We start from the raw sequence: 14,954 nt of genomic DNA, 5'->3' as shown, positions 1-14,954 counted from the left end.
AGCAAAATACAAGAGGGATTAGCGCATCCTAGTCATTGTCGTTGTCGTCATCGTTGTCATTGTCATTATCGTCGTTTTCGTTGTCGTTATCATTGCCATTGCCGCTATTGTCGTTGCTATCTTCATCACCGTCGTTATCATTACCATTGCCATTGTCCCCGTCGTCATCATCATCATTATCGTTGCCATTATCATTGCCGTTGTCATCGTCTGGCGGAGGCTGAGTTGGCGGCGGGGTGGCCGATGGTGGCGGCGCACCAGTTGGCGTTTCCGTGATAGCTGGGGTTGTGGTTGGCATTGGCGTCGCTGTAAGCTCCGTCGTTGGGATTGAAGTGGGGTTTGCCGTTTCCGTTGGTTCAGGCGTTGGCTCTTGGGTAACTGTGGCGGTTGGCTCAACTGTTGCCGTTGGTACGGTCGTTGGCGTCTGTTCTGGCTCGGTTGGGACAGATGTGCCTGTGAGCATGATGATGGTTGTAGCGGCTAGGATGCCGTTGTCGGCACGGCCGTTTACCCGCGCCTGTTCACCCACCTGCGGCTGACCTTCGATGGCGGTTGCCTCGTCCAGTTGGACTTCAATCAGATCCACCAGCCATTCATTGGGTTGAATGGCCATCACTTCACCTTCAAAGGTAACCTCGGCGCTGCGGCCTGTACGCAGCAGAGCCTGTACTTCGCGGATGCGTTCCTGGCGGTATGTTTCTGCTAAGGTAGCGGCCGTTTCTGGATCATCTGCCCAGTTTAGCCGCACGGTTTCCACCAGTCGCTTCACCGAGTACAGGGCATCCCCAGGAATGGCCGACCCAGAAACCGAGACGGCCGTTGTGGCAAACAAAATCAATACCAAAGCCAGCGAAGCGATGGGGAGCAATATTTGGCGCAGGCGATACCAGGGAGACGGCCGTACCGGGCTCACTTTTAGGCTTTCGGCATGGGCCAAAAACGCTTTTTGTGAGGTTTGCTTGGCAGCCAGCGATGGTTGAGGAGCTAGAGTCGTTAGCTGGACGGCCGTTTCCAGGAACGGCCGTAAGTCTGCGGCATGTTCCGGGTAGCGCGTCAGGATTGTTTCAACCGTTTCGCCTTGCTCTAGCAAATCTAAACTTTCTTGCAGCAAAGCCTCTGGTACATTGTTCATTCGCGTCTCTCCGAGCCTGTCATCGTTCGGGTCAAGGCTGCGATGGCACGCATCTGCAACATTTTGACAGACCCTTCGCTTTTGTTCATTGTTTCCGCTACGTCGCGCACGGGCATTTCATAACCAAATCGTAAGGCTAATACTTGCCGTTGCTCTTCGGTTAGATTGGCCATTGCCTGTCGCAAGGCCTCTTTACTTTCCTGTACTTCCAACTTCTCGGTTGGTACGGCCGTTTCCCCCGGCAACGCCTCGGTCAATTCAGTTAACTGAGACCGTTTCTTTTTACGGTAATGCTCCTTCAAAATGAGCGAAGCGGTGCCAAACAACCAACCTCGGATTGTTTTTTGCGGTGCATTCTTTTGCTGGATGGCATGTAAAAATCGGACAAACACCTCGCTCGTTAAATCTTCGGCCGTTTGTAAATCATTCACCCGAAACGTCATGTAACGATAAATCGCACCGTAATATTGCTCGTGCACTTGGGCTAAAGCATCTTGATCATATGATTTTGCACGATGTAGCAACAGAAGTTCATCCTGCACGATTCCAGAAACTCCAAAGATTGTGCGCGGCCAGGTAAAATAATTTGCCGCAGCATAGCCCCTAATTATAGACCAATGCCACGACCGCGACGATGAAGGTAATTTGTGAAAAGGAGGTCTTTTCACAGACCTCCTTCATCACTTTCTAAGACTCAAAAGATGATTGATGAATTATTTAGTCATCATCGTCGTCGTCATCATCGTCATCGTCGCCCCCGCCAGAGTTGTCGTTGTCGTCATCATCATCGTTGTCATTGCCGTCGTCGTTGTCGTTACCGTCATCGTCGTTGCTGTTGTGATCACCACCGTCGTTGTCATTGTCACCATCGTTGTCATTGCTGTCATCGTCGTTGTCGTTCATGTCGTCATCGTCGTTGCTGTTGTCATCATCACCGTCGTTGTCATTGTCACTATCATCGTCGTTGTCGTTGCTGTCATCGTCGTCGTTGTCGTTCATGTCGTCGTCGTCGTTGTCGTTCATGTCGTCATCGTCGTTGCTGTTGTCATCATCACCGTCGTTGTCGTTGCTGTTGTCATCATCACCGTCGTTGTCGTTGCCGTCATCGTCGTTTTCGTTCATGTCGTCATCGTCGTCGTTGCTGTTGTCATCATCACCGTCGTTGTCGTTGCTGTCATCGTCGTCGTTGCTGTTGTCATCATCACCGTCGTTGTCGTTCATGTCGTCATCGTCGTCGTCGTTGTCGTTCATGTCATCATCGTCGTCATTCATATTGCTTTCATCGCTGTCGTTGGCGCTGTCGTCATCATCGTTGCTGTTGCTGTCTTCATCATTCGCATTTGCATCATCATCGTTGCTATTTGCCGGATCATCATTGCTGTTTTCATCGGTTTCGCCCGGCGTGTTGTCGTTGCCTCCCGTGTCACCCGGCAGGTCGCCAGTGGGTGTACAAGCAACGGTGAGCATCATGAGAATTAAAAACAGAATAGCCATACCATATTTTGAACGAATCATTTGTTTCATTTTCTTGACTCCTTTTAACTAAAAAACATTATGAAAGTTATGTTGTTGCCTATAAAGTGCAACTTACTCGTAAAAAGTAACGAGCAATTTCAACAGTCCCCAAATTCGGCCGTTTTCAACCAACAAACAATAAAAAAGCCACCAATAGAGGTGGCTCATCTAATTTGATTTTGTTGCAAAGGGTGGGGTCAGTGGCGGATTGCGGCCGTTTCTGCCAAAACCTCATTTAAATTTTGAATCAGGTCGGCGCGGGAGGTTGGTTTGGGTAAGTAGCGGTTGGCACCAGCTTCCAAGCCCTCTTCCACAGCGTTGAGATGCGTCTTGCCGCTGAGCATGATGATAGGCAGGTCAGACGTTTCTGGGTTGTTGCGTATCTTTTTGCAGACGGTGATGCCATCCATGTGGGGCATCATCACGTCCAGAATCATGATGTCTGGCTTGTTTTCTTTTACTTTTTCCAGAGCATCTAAGCCATGTTCGGCCTCAGAAACGCGAAATCCGGCTGGCTCTAACATTAGGCGCAGCAAATCCTGCGTCAAAGGCTCATCATCTACAATCAATACTGACCAACTCATGCAAAACTCCTATTTGTAGGAAGAGGTGAGGCGTTCCCGTGAAACGCTTCCTAACAATACGCATTGGACTCCTTAAGCGCTTGCGCTCACCTCTGATTTATAGCACTGGCATCTGTCGGGAAACATGAATGAATCGTGAATAATTGGTGAACAAAACGGCCGTATCGCCAAGTAGTCACCCACAAACGAGTTCTTGGAATTAGTGGATGACCTTCGAGTAATCGTCCCTCCTGAAAAATAAATTATTCTTGGACGGTTACTCTAGGTAGCCAATTTAACCTGACCTCGGTATGATTTGCAAATGGACGTAAAGGCTCCCGGTTTCTTTGAACAAGTCTACAAAGTTGTGCGCTGCATTCCGCCCGGTAAGGTGAGCAGCTACGGCCGTATCGCCGCCATGTTGGGTCATCCGCGGGCTGCCCGTGCGGTAGGGTACGCGCTTAGCGCCCTGCGCCAGCCAGAGAAAGGTAGCTACACCTCGGCTAATGTGCCCTGGCAGCGAGTGGTCAACAGCCAGGGACGCATCAGCATTCGCCACCGCGAGCAGACGGCCAACCGACAAGCTGAGATTTTGCGGGCAGAGGGGGTGGAAGTGGATGAGAACGGCCGTATTGACCTGTCTGTTTACCTGTGGGAAGGGCTACATTTGGTAGAGCTGGATGATATTTTGCGGGGCCGGTAATCTGTTCACGTCATTTCCGCGCAGGCGGGAATCCATACCTTCAATCAAATATGGATGCCTGCCTCCGCAGGCATGACAAACGCATGTAATATTATGCAAAAATGACTTTAGCGATGCGTGAATTTGTTGAAGCAGAATTACAAATTTATTTATTGGGACATATGCGGCTGTTTGTGGGGGAACGGCCGTTTCCCCTGAAAACGCTGCCCAAAGCCAAATCGCTGCTGGCCTACTGCCTGCTGCACCCAGACACAGCCATCCCGCGTGACCAGCTTGCCTTTACCCTGTGGCCAGACGCCACCGAAAAAGAGGCCAAAAGCCGCCTGCGCCGCCATCTGTATGATTTGCGCCAGGCTTTGCCCCCGACAACAGAAGCGGCTCCCTGGCTGCTAGTCACCGCCAAAACGGTACAGTGGAACCCAGCCGCACCCTACTGGCTGGATGTGGCGGCCTTTACCCATCTAAACCGCCAGCAGCGGCTGGCAGAGGCGATTACCATCTACTTGGGGCAGCTATTGCCAGATTTGGATGAGCCGTGGCTGACTGTGCAGCGGCAAAGCCTCCAGATGCAGTTTATCGCGGCGTTGGGACATTTACTGAACAAGCAGTGGCGGTTGGGCGATTGGCGGCAAGCGGCCGTTTATGCCCAGCAAGCGTTAGCCGAAGATGGCTTTAATGAGACGGTGCTGCGCCAGTTGATGGCTTTGCATTACGCTTTGGGAGAGCGAGCTACGGCCGTTTCCCAATTTAACTATTTTGCCCAACAGTTAGCCGCCGAGTTAGATGTGGAGCCTTTGCCAGAGACAACGGCCGTTTACAAAGCCATCCAGCAAAATCAGAATCTAGAGCGCGTCTTTACTTTGGCCGGGTTTGAGGCGCAAGCGGAATCTCAATCTGCGTCTGCTGGTGCAGAAAAGCCGCCGATTCCGTACCAAGTGCCAGCCCCGCTGCGGCAGCTTGTTGGCCGCAGCAATGAGAAAACCCAAATTTGCCAACTGCTCATCAGCAAATCACCCGCTCGCCTGCTGACCCTGACGGGCACGGGCGGCATTGGCAAAACGCGGTTGGCCATTGCCGTGGCGCAGACACTGTACGCGCAATCTGCGTCCCATTTTCCCGATGGCATCTTCTTTGTTTCCCTCGCCCCGCTACAAAAACCGGAACAGGTGGTTACGGCCGTTGCCGATGCGCTTAGCGTGCCAGCCAAAACGGTAGAAGGGTTACGAGAACATTTACGCTACCGTCAATGTCTGCTCATCCTCGACAATTTTGAACATCTGCTGCCCGCCGTGGGCCACATTCACAACTTGCTGCAAACAGCCCGACAGCTACAACTGCTCATCACCAGCCGCGTCCCTCTCAGTTTGCACGGTGAACAACTCTACCCCGTTGCTGCACTAGAATTGCCCACTGACGACAGCCAATACCCCAATTACTCAATTACCCAATTACAAAACATTGAGTCGATCACCTTCTTTACGGCCGTTGCCCGCAGCACCAACCCCCAATTTGAGTTAACCACACAAAACAGCCCCAGCGTCGCCCAAATTTGCCAGCGGTTGGACGGCCTACCCCTAGCCATTGAGCTGGCGGCAGCGCGCAGCAAACATTTTCCGCCGGACGTGCTGCTCAAGCAGCTAACCACAAACCTGAAGCTGTTAACCAGCCAGGCGCAGGATGTGCCAGACCGCCACCGCAGTCTGGAAGCGGCTCTGCAGTGGAGCTACGATTTGTTGAGCGAGGCAGAAAAGCAGCTTCTGGCGGGGCTTTCACTGTTTGAGGATGGGTTTTCGGTAACGGCCGTTGCCTATACCCTGCTCAACAAGCCCTTCACCACCATCACCGACATTGATGCCGAAACCACCACCTTGCTCACCAGCCTGGCCGATAAGAGCCTCATCTACCCCGCTGCCAACCGCATGGAGGGCGAACTGCGCTTTGGTATGCTACGGATTATCCGCTCCTTTGCCGCCCAAAAATTGGTGACGGCCGTAAAACATCAGCTGCTGGCAAAGCTGGCAGCCTACTTTGCCCAATGGGAACCCGCCATCATCCAGGCAGAAGGCACGGACGAGGCGGCCAATTGGGGACGCAGCTTTCAGATTGAGTATGAGAATATAACGGCCGTTTTGGAACACATACGCAATTTAGAAGCAGCCCCTCTGGCACTTATCGAAGCAGCCGGAACGATTGCAGCTTACAAAAACCATTGGTTGGCAACGGGTGATTTACACACCGTCCAACCCATCGCCGATATGGTGCTGGCTCATGCAGAACAGCTCCCCGTCTCATTGTGCTACCGTCTAACCATCTCCGCTGGGCATCAAGCCTCGGAACGGGGCGATTTTGAGATGGCAAAAAGCTACATACTTGCCGCCCGTTCACATGCCGAACAAACGAATAGCCCCGATGACTTGATTCATTGTTTGCAACTACTCAGTGGTGTTTGCCAAAATCTGGGTGAATTTGAAGAAGGCTTACTTGCCTCACAAGAGGCGCAAGATTTGCTGGAGAATTCTGCATCTGACATTAAAAATTATGTCCAGTTGCAGGCCAGAGTGTATGGTTCGATAGGTATCGCCTATTTTCTGCTGGGCAATTACGCAGAAGCAGAACGATACATGCTTTTGCAATTGGAATCCGGCAAAGAACGAGGCTACCATTTTGACATTGGTGGCGCGTACCACAACTTAGGCGTGGTTGCCCTGAACAGTGGTGATCTTGAAAAAGCAAGTGGTTATCTTCGTGAAGCGATAACCGCCTTTCACGAAGCCCATTCACCCTATTCCATCATCGTTGCCGCCAGCGTATTGGCAAGTTTGGCACAAAATTTGCAGCAGTATGAACGTTGTGTCCTCATGCACAGCGCCACCATTACCTGGGAACAGCGGCGTAGCATTGTCCTCACGGCACGAGATGAACAAGACCGGCAGGAAGAGTTAGCCCTTTCCCGCACAAAATTAGGTGAACATGATTACCAGGTGGCTTGGCGAAACGGCCGTAATCTCACCCTCGATCAACTTTATGCCCTAGCCCTCGAAGAACAAAGTCATTGAATAATTTCTCAATAACCTAACCTGGGCAAGCCAGACCCCAAAAATGATTTTATCAGCAGATTTCACAGATTGAAAAGATTAAAAATCCGTTGAATCTGCGGAATCTTTGATTTTTTTCTAATCTCCTTCTACTCTTTCGGACGTTTTTCGGACGCACCCCTTGTAAGCTCCTATAAACCATAAAAACGGATGAACAACATGCAGTTGCATCAAATACATCTGGTGCAGGCAACGTTTGCGCTTGTAGAAAAAAAGGCAGATTTGTTTGTGACCAGATTGTATGACCAGCTTTTTCGGCTTGACCCTTGTTTGTGCTACCTGTTTCCCAGGGAGATTGATGCACACAAGCAAAAGTTTATGGCTGTTTTGGCAGAAATTGTGGCGGGGTTAGAACGGCCGTATCCCCTCACCCAACAGTTGCTCAAACCGCTAGGACAGGCACATGCCCAAATCAACATTCAGCCCACCCATTACCACACCTTTGCCAACGCGCTCTGCCTGGCTTTGGTAGAAACCGTCGGTGACCCGTTCACGCCCGAAGCGGAACAAGCCTGGCGGGATGCTTACTATTTAGTTGTGGGGGTCATGCGGGAAACCAGATCGTAGTGCGTATTGCGTATTCCGTCAGCTTCTACGCAATACGAAATACGCAATATCCTCGCAGGAAAGGTTCAAGTTTTTCATAATTCATCCTTCCTAAATTCATAATTTTGGAGGCCACCATGCTTAAACCATCCAAAAAACCACTCTTGTTGGCAATCTTCATCATCGCCGCGCTGTGGGTGCTGCCCAGCCGCTCCCATGCCGCACCGGGGGACATTGTGCGTGTCTCTGTTGCATCCGACGGCACAGAAGGAAACGACTACTCAGACGATGCCACTATTTCGGCAGACGGCCGTTACATTGCATTTTCCTCACGCGCCTCCAACCTGGTGAGTGGCGACACCAATGACCGGGATGACATCTTTGTGCGCGACACCCAAACCAACACAACCAGCCGCGCCTCACTCTCATCAACCAGCGCAGAAGCAGATAGCGATTCACAAAATCCCGCCATTTCAGGCGACGGCCGTTTTGTCACTTTTGAATCCTCGGCAACCAACCTTGTAGGCAGCGACACCAATAATGCTCGGGACGTTTTCCTCCACGATCGACAAACCGGGCAAACAACCCGCGTCTCAATTTCCTCTGGGGGTTCAGAAGGAGATGGTGAATCCCGCTTCCCGGCCATTTCGGCAGACGGCCGTTATATCGCGTTCCGCTCCGCCGCCACTACCCTCGTCCCCAACGACACCAACAATGAATACGACATTTTCGTCCACGACACCCAAACGGGGCAGACAACTCGCGTTTCCATTGCCTCTGACGGCACAGAAGCCAACGATTATTCGACTGATTTAGACATCTCAGCAGACGGCCGTTTCGTCACCTTCGACTCCGTAGCCACCAATCTAGTTAGCAACGACACCAATAGCCGGAGAGATGTGTTTGTCCACGACACCCAAACGGGGCAAACCAGCCGCGTTTCCGTGGCTTCTGACAGCACAGAAGGTAACTGGAACTCAGAATATCCCGCTATTTCGGCAGACGGCCGTTTTGTCACTTTTTCCTCTGAAGCCACAACCCTGGTTGCTGATGACGAAAACGGCACCACCGAGGACATTTTCCTCCATGACACGCAAACAAGTACAACCACGCTTATTTCCCGCGCTGACGATGGCTCCAAAGGGAATAGTGATTCAAGATATCCAAATATTTCAGATGACGGCCGTTTCATCTCTTATCAATCCTCAGCAAACTCATTAACTCCCGAAGAAACTCACGACGAGGAAAATGTATTTCTCTACGATCAACACCTCAACACAACAAAGCTCATATCGGTTACACTATTGGGCAACGGCACAGATTACGAAGCCATCTTGCCAGTTGTTTCAGGCAATGGCCAATTTATTGCCTTCGGATCTTCGGAACCCAATTTTGTAAGCGGCGACAACAATGATGAGTTAGATGTATTTGTCTACGAAAACAATGTCTTGAACTTTAGCAATCATGTTTATATTCCATTCATCATCAAATAACAGACCAGTTGGAAAAATGTATTGCGTATTTCGTAGTGCGTAATATACGAAACACGCAATACGCTCTACTTCCGAAGGATTAAAGAAATGTCATCGGAGAACCTGATGTCCTTGTTCAAATACGATCTCTCAGATTTACGTGCAAATCAAAACGGCCGTTTATCGCCAAACCAGCAAGCCCGGTGGGTAGAAGCAGATCAATGGTCGCAATCGGTGGTGCAAACGGCCGTTCCGCTAGGCATTTTTCTACTCATTCTCATTGTGGGCATTGTCATAAGTCTGGCTGCCAATCAGCCGCTGATAGGGAGTTTGGCAAGTGTGGTCTTGGCGCTGCTAGTTGGTGGTGGGGTTTGGTTGGGGATGCGGCGTGAGCAAACGGCCGTACCCCCACAAATTCCCGCTGTTGGTCGCGCAGAGGGCATTGCCAAATTAACAGATGAAATCGAGTACGATGAGCACAACGCATCTCGCCGCTATCGGCTAGAAATCAAAAATCACACCTTTCAACTATTCAATAAACAGCAGTTTGAAGCATTGGAAAATGGGGCTCGTTACGCTGTGTATTACTTGGATAACGAGGAAAAGCACATTGTTTCACTGGAAAAATTGAACTAGAAGCAAAAGATGTTTTTGGAGGTTGTAATGGACGATTCAACTATTTTCATCCTAATTTTTTCAGGCGTAACCATAATACTGCTCGCCTTTGCCTACCGTACCGTCAAACGCATGGTCGGCAATCTGCAGCAGGCCGAAGCGGCCGAACAACAGATTATTCAACAGGGCATCACTGCCGACGCGACCATTTTGGACGTCTGGGAAACAGGTGTGCGCCACAGCCTCGACAATGACCCGCAACTTGGCCTACGCCTCACCGTCGCGCCCCCCAATCAAACACCCTACGAAGCTGAAATCAAAATCATGGCTAGCCCCCTGCAACTCGTTCAGCTACAGCCCGGCCAAACCATCACCGTCCACATAGACCCCGCCGACCCCCATAACATCATCCTACCGCCCGCTCACCCAACCATTACAAATCTTGACGACTTATCAAAAGAGCTATTATGAATGCGGCACGCTACCAACAATGTTGAGCAAAGCCAAACCATTTCGCAAATTTCATAATTCATCCCTCATCATTCATAATTTTTCAGGAGACAAAATGGATCAAATAACTCAATTTTTCAGCCAAAACTGGATTGTTCTGGTCGTGGTTGGTTCGCTACTACTTTTTATAGTGCCCTGGCTTTTTGTGTGGCGATATAAGGCAAAGCGGCGGGAATTGTTGCGGAACGGCCGTCCTGCCCAGGCCAAAATCCTTCAAATCAAACCCAGCGGGCTCACCTTCGGCACCAGCAGCAGCCCCGAAGGCGGGAATATGCAGGGAGTCAACTTTGTGCTGGAAGTTTACCCAGAAGGCGGCCAACCGTACCAGGTTAAATCCCGCGACCAACTCCACCTACTCGATCTCTCCCGCATTGTCCCTGGCATGATGGTGATGGTAAAAGTAGACCCTAACAATCCCCAGCGCGTCGCCGTTGACTTTAAAGCCAGTAATCAGTAACTGATGAATGGTAATCGGCTTTATGTTTACCGATTACTGACAACGGATTACCGATTACCGATCATCTGCGCTAAAATGGCTGCGTGAAACTGATCATCCAAATTCCCTGCTATAACGAGGCGGAATCGCTGCCCATCACCGTGGCCGAACTGCCCAGTCACGTCCCCGGCATTAGCTGCATCGAAACACTCGTCATTGACGACGGCAGCACCGACGGCACGGCCGAAATCGCCCGTAGTTTGGGTATCAACCACATCATTGCCCATCGGCAAAACCTGGGGCTGGCCCGCGCCTTCGAAACCGGGTTAGATGCGGCTCTGCGGCTGGGTGCAGACATCATTGCCAACACCGATGCCGATAACCAATACCCCGGCCGCTACATTCCAGAGCTGGTGGCTCCTGTTCTGGCTGGTAAGGCAGATATTGTCATTGCCAACCGCCAGATTGAACATATCGAACATTTTTCACCGATGAAAAAACTGTTGCAAAAGCTGGGCAGTTGGACGGTGCGGACGGTGAGCGGCACTGACGTGCCAGATGCAGTGAGCGGCTTCCGCGCCTACAGTCGGGACACGGCACTGCGGCTGAACATCCTCACTAACTTTAGCTACACGTTGGATACGATTATTCAGGCAGGCAAGCAGGGGCTTATCATCAAAAGTATTCCCGTAGAGACAAATGGCCCGATACGGCCGTCTCGCCTGCAAAGTAGCATGTGGCACTTCATCAAGGCCCAGGCCAGCACCATTATCCGCCTCTACGCCTTTTATGAACCGCTACGCACCTTCAGCTATATTGCTCTGCCCTTCATTTTGGCTGGACTGGTGCTGTGGGGACGCTTCTTCTACGCTTACTTCAACAATACCGTCAACCAGTTCATCCAGTCCGTCACCATTGGCACCGGCCTGCTGCTGGTCGGCCTGCTCATCTTCCTCTTCGGCGTGCAGGCAGACATCACCAGCAAGCATCGCCAAATGACGCAGGAAACGCTCTACCGCCTAAAAAAGCTGGAGCTGAAACAACAAAAACAAACCGAGGATGTCCCCTGATCCGTATAAGTGGATTTAGAAAAGTATCAGAATGATGACAAATCCTGCTAAATATACTAAGGGAAAGAGCCAGCGAGCCACTCGGTCTATGCGCTGGATTTCAGCCTCATTTTTCTTGTATTGTAAATAAGCCAGCACATTTTCCAGCACCGAGAGCGTCAAAATAATGTAGCTAAAAGTGATAGCTCGATCCAGGACAGTTTGGTAGGGTAAGCGGGGTAAATTACTGGCAGTCACAAAGTCAAACGCAACCACCGTGAGGACGCTGGTGAAAGAGACACTCAGCCGGTCTGCCAGGTGCATATTGCCAAAATCCATCCAGAACACAGCCCAAGAGATGGCCACAATCAAAACAAGCGGGATGATCACATTGCTAATGTAAAACTGAGGCAACCGACTAATTTCAATGAACAACGTACTTGTCGAAAAATCAAACTCTTCGCCTGGGTCTACGCTAGTTTGCACACTCTCGATCAGCCACTCGTTGGTCGTCCAATCCAGATCAAGCTGTTCTTCTCGCTCGATCTCAGTGGCAAAATCCTCGGGGCCAATAAATATCACTTCTGTATTTTCATAGAAAAACGGGGCAACGGTGAAGCTAAGTTCGTGATAGTCGAAGGGAAATTCTTCAAAGAAAAAGGGCTGCCAAATATTAGCATGAAATCGCTCGGTGTAGGTGACAAAGCCATCGTAATCAATGGTGAGCGTAATGTGCAGCCGATCACGCGACCCTCTCGAATCAACAACCTCCAAATCAGGCCACCACACTTCGGTTTTTAGCATTTCAACGGCCGTTTCCCCCTGAAACACTTTTATATCTGTACCTGCAACCTCTGGATCAAAAACCAAGCGGTCATCAAACCAGTCGGCATACAAAAAAGCCTCAATTTCAAACGTCTCTTCCTGTTCGTCAATGCGGAAGATGTTCAGACCATAGAGATCAACATACACTTCCACGGGGAACTGTCCGGGCGGTGGGCTGATTACGTTGCTCAATGGCTCGGTTTGAGCGTGTACAGCCTGTACTGAGCTTGCCGAAGGTGCCGTTTCGCCACCAAACAACAACATCCCCAACAGCAAAAACAAGACCAGCAGCACCCCCCGCCGGATCCAACGTGCGCTATTCATTTGTCACTCTCACTTACTGGAAATCTTAGTAGTTACCCCGATTATACACGGTGATTTGTTTGCTACAGAGGGCACAGAGGATTAAGACGAAATAATTGTGCAAATCATCATGTCTGTTTCAAAAACAGATCCTGCCTCATGTTTTTAAGGGTATTAAAAAACTTTTCGGAATCAGTTGCCCTTAAATCGATTAGGAAGCCGTGGGTTCCTAGTCCGTACATAGTTCCCACAAAAGAAAATATTTGATTAACCGGCGTGTAAAGACTAATCCCATATATAGGTTGTTTGTAAAAAGAACCTAGTCGCACAAGTTCACAATTTGCAATCTCTTGCCAATGAATCAACTGGCTTTTGTAACCGTCAAACTGTAGATAAAATCCTTCGTTATCAGTCGTGGGTAGTGGAAAAGAAGCGCGTCTGACCATTCCAACCCCTAACATAAAAAGCAGTATTAGCGTAAAGAATCCAAAGCCCAGCAAACTATTTATGAATTCTCCAGTACCGAAATTTTCCTCGTTTGCTACAAACAAATTTAGTAGCATGACAAGTAACAAAGCAACCCAGAGAAAACCTAAAAGTATTACAAACCGCTTCATTTTTCCCTCATTAGAATGATGAATGAGTTAATTTAAAAACCCAAAACATAGTGTTCAATTCGCATATATCCACAATGATTTAACTATAAAATCAGCGTTTATCTGTGTCAATTAGTGTCCCATCCCCTAATAAACCGTATCGCCACGCACGAAAGCGGCCGTTTCTTCCCGCCCTGGCGCACTAAAAAACTGCTCCGTCTCCGCTACCTCGATAAGTTCCCCAGCCCAGAGCAGTGCCGTGCGATGAGCAATGCGCCGCGCTTGGAAAATATTGTGCGTCACCAACACCACTGTCATGCCGCTGCACTGGTTCTCCTCCTGAATAATTGATTCGATAATACCCACGTTGCTGGGATCCAAATTGGCCGTCGGCTCGTCCAGCAACAGCACGTCTGGCTGGGTCACCACCGCCCGCGCCAGCGCCACCCGCTGCGCCTCCCCTGCCGAGAGCTTCGGCGCGGCCTGATCGGCTAGCTCTGCCAAACCCAGCCGCGCCAACCACTCTTCTTCCTTCGCTTCAGCTAGCTTTTGCCCGCGCAGCCCCAACCCGTAGCGTAAATTAGCCCGCACCGAACGTTGGAGGAGCAACGGCCGTTGAAAAACAGTCGTCACCCGCCGCCGCTGAACCAAATCTAGCTCTGGCGTCGCCACCTGCCCATCGAACCGAATAGTGCCTTTGCAGGCTGGCTCCAAAAAGTTGAGCAGCCGCAACAGCGTGCTTTTGCCCGCCCCGCTCGGCCCCACCAACGCCAAAATCTCGCCTTTGTGAATGGTGAGTTGAGAAATATCGAGGACGGTACGGCCGTCATAAACCTGCTGTACCTGTTCCAGTTCAAAGATTGGCTCACTCATCGGCGCACCCCCCGCTGCTGCAAACGATACAGTGCCAAATTAGCCAGTAGTGCCAGCAGCAGCAAAATGAGCCCTAGCGCAATGGCCAGAGCAAACTCGCCCCGCCGCGTTTCCAGCACGATGGCTGTTGTCAGCACCCGCGTCTCGCCGCGAATGTTGCCTCCCACCAAAATCACCGCGCCGACTTCCGAAATGATACTGCCAAACGCCGCTACAATCGCCGCAAACACTCCCAGCTTCGACTCCAGCAGCATCGTCCATGCCAGTTGCCAACGGGTAGCTCCCAGCGAACGGAGTTGCAACGGTAGCAAAGGATCAAGGGACTGAACGGCCGTTAACGTCAATCCCACCACCAACGGCAGCGCAATAATCGTCTGCGCCATCACCATCGCCGACGGCGTGAACAGCCAGCCCAACTCACCCAGCGGCCCCTGGTTAGACAGTAGCAAATACACAAACAGCCCCACCACCACCGGTGGCAGACCCATGCCCGTGTAAATCAACGGAATCACGCAGCCGCCGCCCGGAAATCGTCCCAGCAGCCCCAGCAACGCCCCCACGGGTAGCCCCAGCAGTAGCGCCAGCAATAAAGCAATCCCCGTCACCCGCAACGTTAGCCCCACAATCGCCACAAGCTCCGGATCACCCGAAACCAGTAGTTGAAAAGCGTTGAGGAAGGCGTCTAGCAGCGTCTGCATAAATGGGAGATTGGAGACTGGAG

16 protein-coding genes are annotated in these 14,954 nt (G+C 50.8%); 8 read left to right on the top strand and 8 right to left on the bottom strand.

Annotated features, from left to right (window positions below; translation table 11 throughout):
* Positions 1 to 28 precede the first annotated feature (28 nt).
* From ACOQPM_RS13190 to ACOQPM_RS13175, 4 genes are all read right to left on the bottom strand, one after another.
* Positions 29 to 1,132, bottom strand: coding sequence for a DUF5667 domain-containing protein (locus tag ACOQPM_RS13190; RefSeq protein ID WP_420629729.1), 1,104 nt, complete (start codon positions 1,130 to 1,132; stop codon positions 29 to 31).
* The gene (locus ACOQPM_RS13185) at positions 1,129 to 1,674 is read right to left on the bottom strand and encodes a sigma-70 family RNA polymerase sigma factor (protein WP_420629728.1); all 546 of its coding nucleotides are present in this window, start codon (positions 1,672 to 1,674) and stop codon (positions 1,129 to 1,131) included. Before ACOQPM_RS13185 ends, ACOQPM_RS13190 begins: the two co-directional genes overlap by 4 nt.
* A 175-nt stretch (positions 1,675 to 1,849) precedes the next feature.
* On the bottom strand, positions 1,850 to 2,656 hold the full coding sequence (locus ACOQPM_RS13180) for a hypothetical protein (RefSeq protein WP_420629727.1): 807 nt from the start codon (positions 2,654 to 2,656) through the stop codon (positions 1,850 to 1,852).
* Positions 2,657 to 2,844: 188 nt separating this feature from the next.
* The gene (locus ACOQPM_RS13175) at positions 2,845 to 3,231 is read right to left on the bottom strand and encodes a response regulator (RefSeq protein ID WP_420629726.1); all 387 of its coding nucleotides are present in this window, start codon (positions 3,229 to 3,231) and stop codon (positions 2,845 to 2,847) included.
* 301 nt (positions 3,232 to 3,532) lie between these two features.
* Between ACOQPM_RS13175 and ACOQPM_RS13170 the strand changes: the two genes are divergently transcribed.
* The 8 genes from ACOQPM_RS13170 to ACOQPM_RS13135 all read left to right on the top strand — a co-directional run bounded on the left by ACOQPM_RS13170 (position 3,533) and on the right by ACOQPM_RS13135 (position 11,657).
* Positions 3,533 to 3,913: an MGMT family protein gene (locus ACOQPM_RS13170; protein WP_420629725.1), complete on the top strand. Its 381-nt coding sequence runs from the start codon at positions 3,533 to 3,535 to the stop codon at positions 3,911 to 3,913.
* Between the two features lie 113 nt (positions 3,914 to 4,026).
* Positions 4,027 to 6,969, top strand: coding sequence for a BTAD domain-containing putative transcriptional regulator (locus tag ACOQPM_RS13165; protein ID WP_420629724.1), 2,943 nt, complete (start codon positions 4,027 to 4,029; stop codon positions 6,967 to 6,969).
* 198 nt (positions 6,970 to 7,167) lie between these two features.
* The gene (locus tag ACOQPM_RS13160) at positions 7,168 to 7,575 is read left to right on the top strand and encodes a globin domain-containing protein (protein ID WP_420629723.1); all 408 of its coding nucleotides are present in this window, start codon (positions 7,168 to 7,170) and stop codon (positions 7,573 to 7,575) included.
* Between the two features lie 116 nt (positions 7,576 to 7,691).
* The gene (locus ACOQPM_RS13155; RefSeq protein ID WP_420629722.1) at positions 7,692 to 9,047 is read left to right on the top strand and encodes a hypothetical protein; all 1,356 of its coding nucleotides are present in this window, start codon (positions 7,692 to 7,694) and stop codon (positions 9,045 to 9,047) included.
* 105 nt (positions 9,048 to 9,152) lie between these two features.
* A complete protein-coding gene (locus ACOQPM_RS13150) occupies positions 9,153 to 9,662 on the top strand; it encodes a hypothetical protein (RefSeq protein WP_420629721.1) in 510 nt (169 codons plus the stop codon).
* Positions 9,663 to 9,689: 27 nt separating this feature from the next.
* A complete protein-coding gene (locus tag ACOQPM_RS13145) occupies positions 9,690 to 10,112 on the top strand; it encodes a hypothetical protein (RefSeq protein WP_420629720.1) in 423 nt (140 codons plus the stop codon).
* A 94-nt stretch (positions 10,113 to 10,206) separates the two neighbouring features.
* Positions 10,207 to 10,608 (top strand): hypothetical protein, encoded by a 402-nt coding sequence (locus ACOQPM_RS13140; protein WP_420629719.1) that lies wholly within the window; start codon positions 10,207 to 10,209, stop codon positions 10,606 to 10,608.
* 83 nt (positions 10,609 to 10,691) lie between these two features.
* The gene (locus tag ACOQPM_RS13135) at positions 10,692 to 11,657 is read left to right on the top strand and encodes a glycosyltransferase family 2 protein (RefSeq protein ID WP_420629718.1); all 966 of its coding nucleotides are present in this window, start codon (positions 10,692 to 10,694) and stop codon (positions 11,655 to 11,657) included.
* A 15-nt stretch (positions 11,658 to 11,672) separates the two neighbouring features.
* Here the strand turns inward: ACOQPM_RS13135 and ACOQPM_RS13130 are convergent, their stop codons facing one another.
* The 4 genes from ACOQPM_RS13130 to ACOQPM_RS13115 form a co-directional block, all read right to left on the bottom strand.
* Positions 11,673 to 12,785, bottom strand: a complete 1,113-nt coding sequence (locus tag ACOQPM_RS13130) for a hypothetical protein (RefSeq protein WP_420629717.1) — start codon at positions 12,783 to 12,785, stop codon at positions 11,673 to 11,675.
* 107 nt (positions 12,786 to 12,892) lie between these two features.
* Entirely contained in the window at positions 12,893 to 13,381 is a 489-nt protein-coding gene (locus ACOQPM_RS13125; RefSeq protein WP_420629716.1) for a hypothetical protein, read from the bottom strand.
* A gap of 126 nt (positions 13,382 to 13,507) precedes the next feature.
* Complete coding sequence (locus ACOQPM_RS13120; RefSeq protein ID WP_420629715.1) at positions 13,508 to 14,233, bottom strand: phosphate ABC transporter ATP-binding protein; 726 nt, start codon at positions 14,231 to 14,233, stop codon at positions 13,508 to 13,510.
* Positions 14,230 to 14,931, bottom strand: coding sequence for an ABC transporter permease (locus tag ACOQPM_RS13115; RefSeq protein ID WP_420629714.1), 702 nt, complete (start codon positions 14,929 to 14,931; stop codon positions 14,230 to 14,232). The genes ACOQPM_RS13120 and ACOQPM_RS13115 overlap by 4 nt, the downstream gene beginning before the upstream one ends.
* Positions 14,932 to 14,954: the final 23 nt, after the last annotated feature.

This window comes from Candidatus Leptofilum sp. (genome assembly GCF_965223525.1).
Classification (GTDB): domain Bacteria; phylum Chloroflexota; class Anaerolineae; order Promineifilales; family Promineifilaceae; genus Leptofilum.
This window is presented reverse-complemented; position numbering and strand designations above follow the sequence as displayed.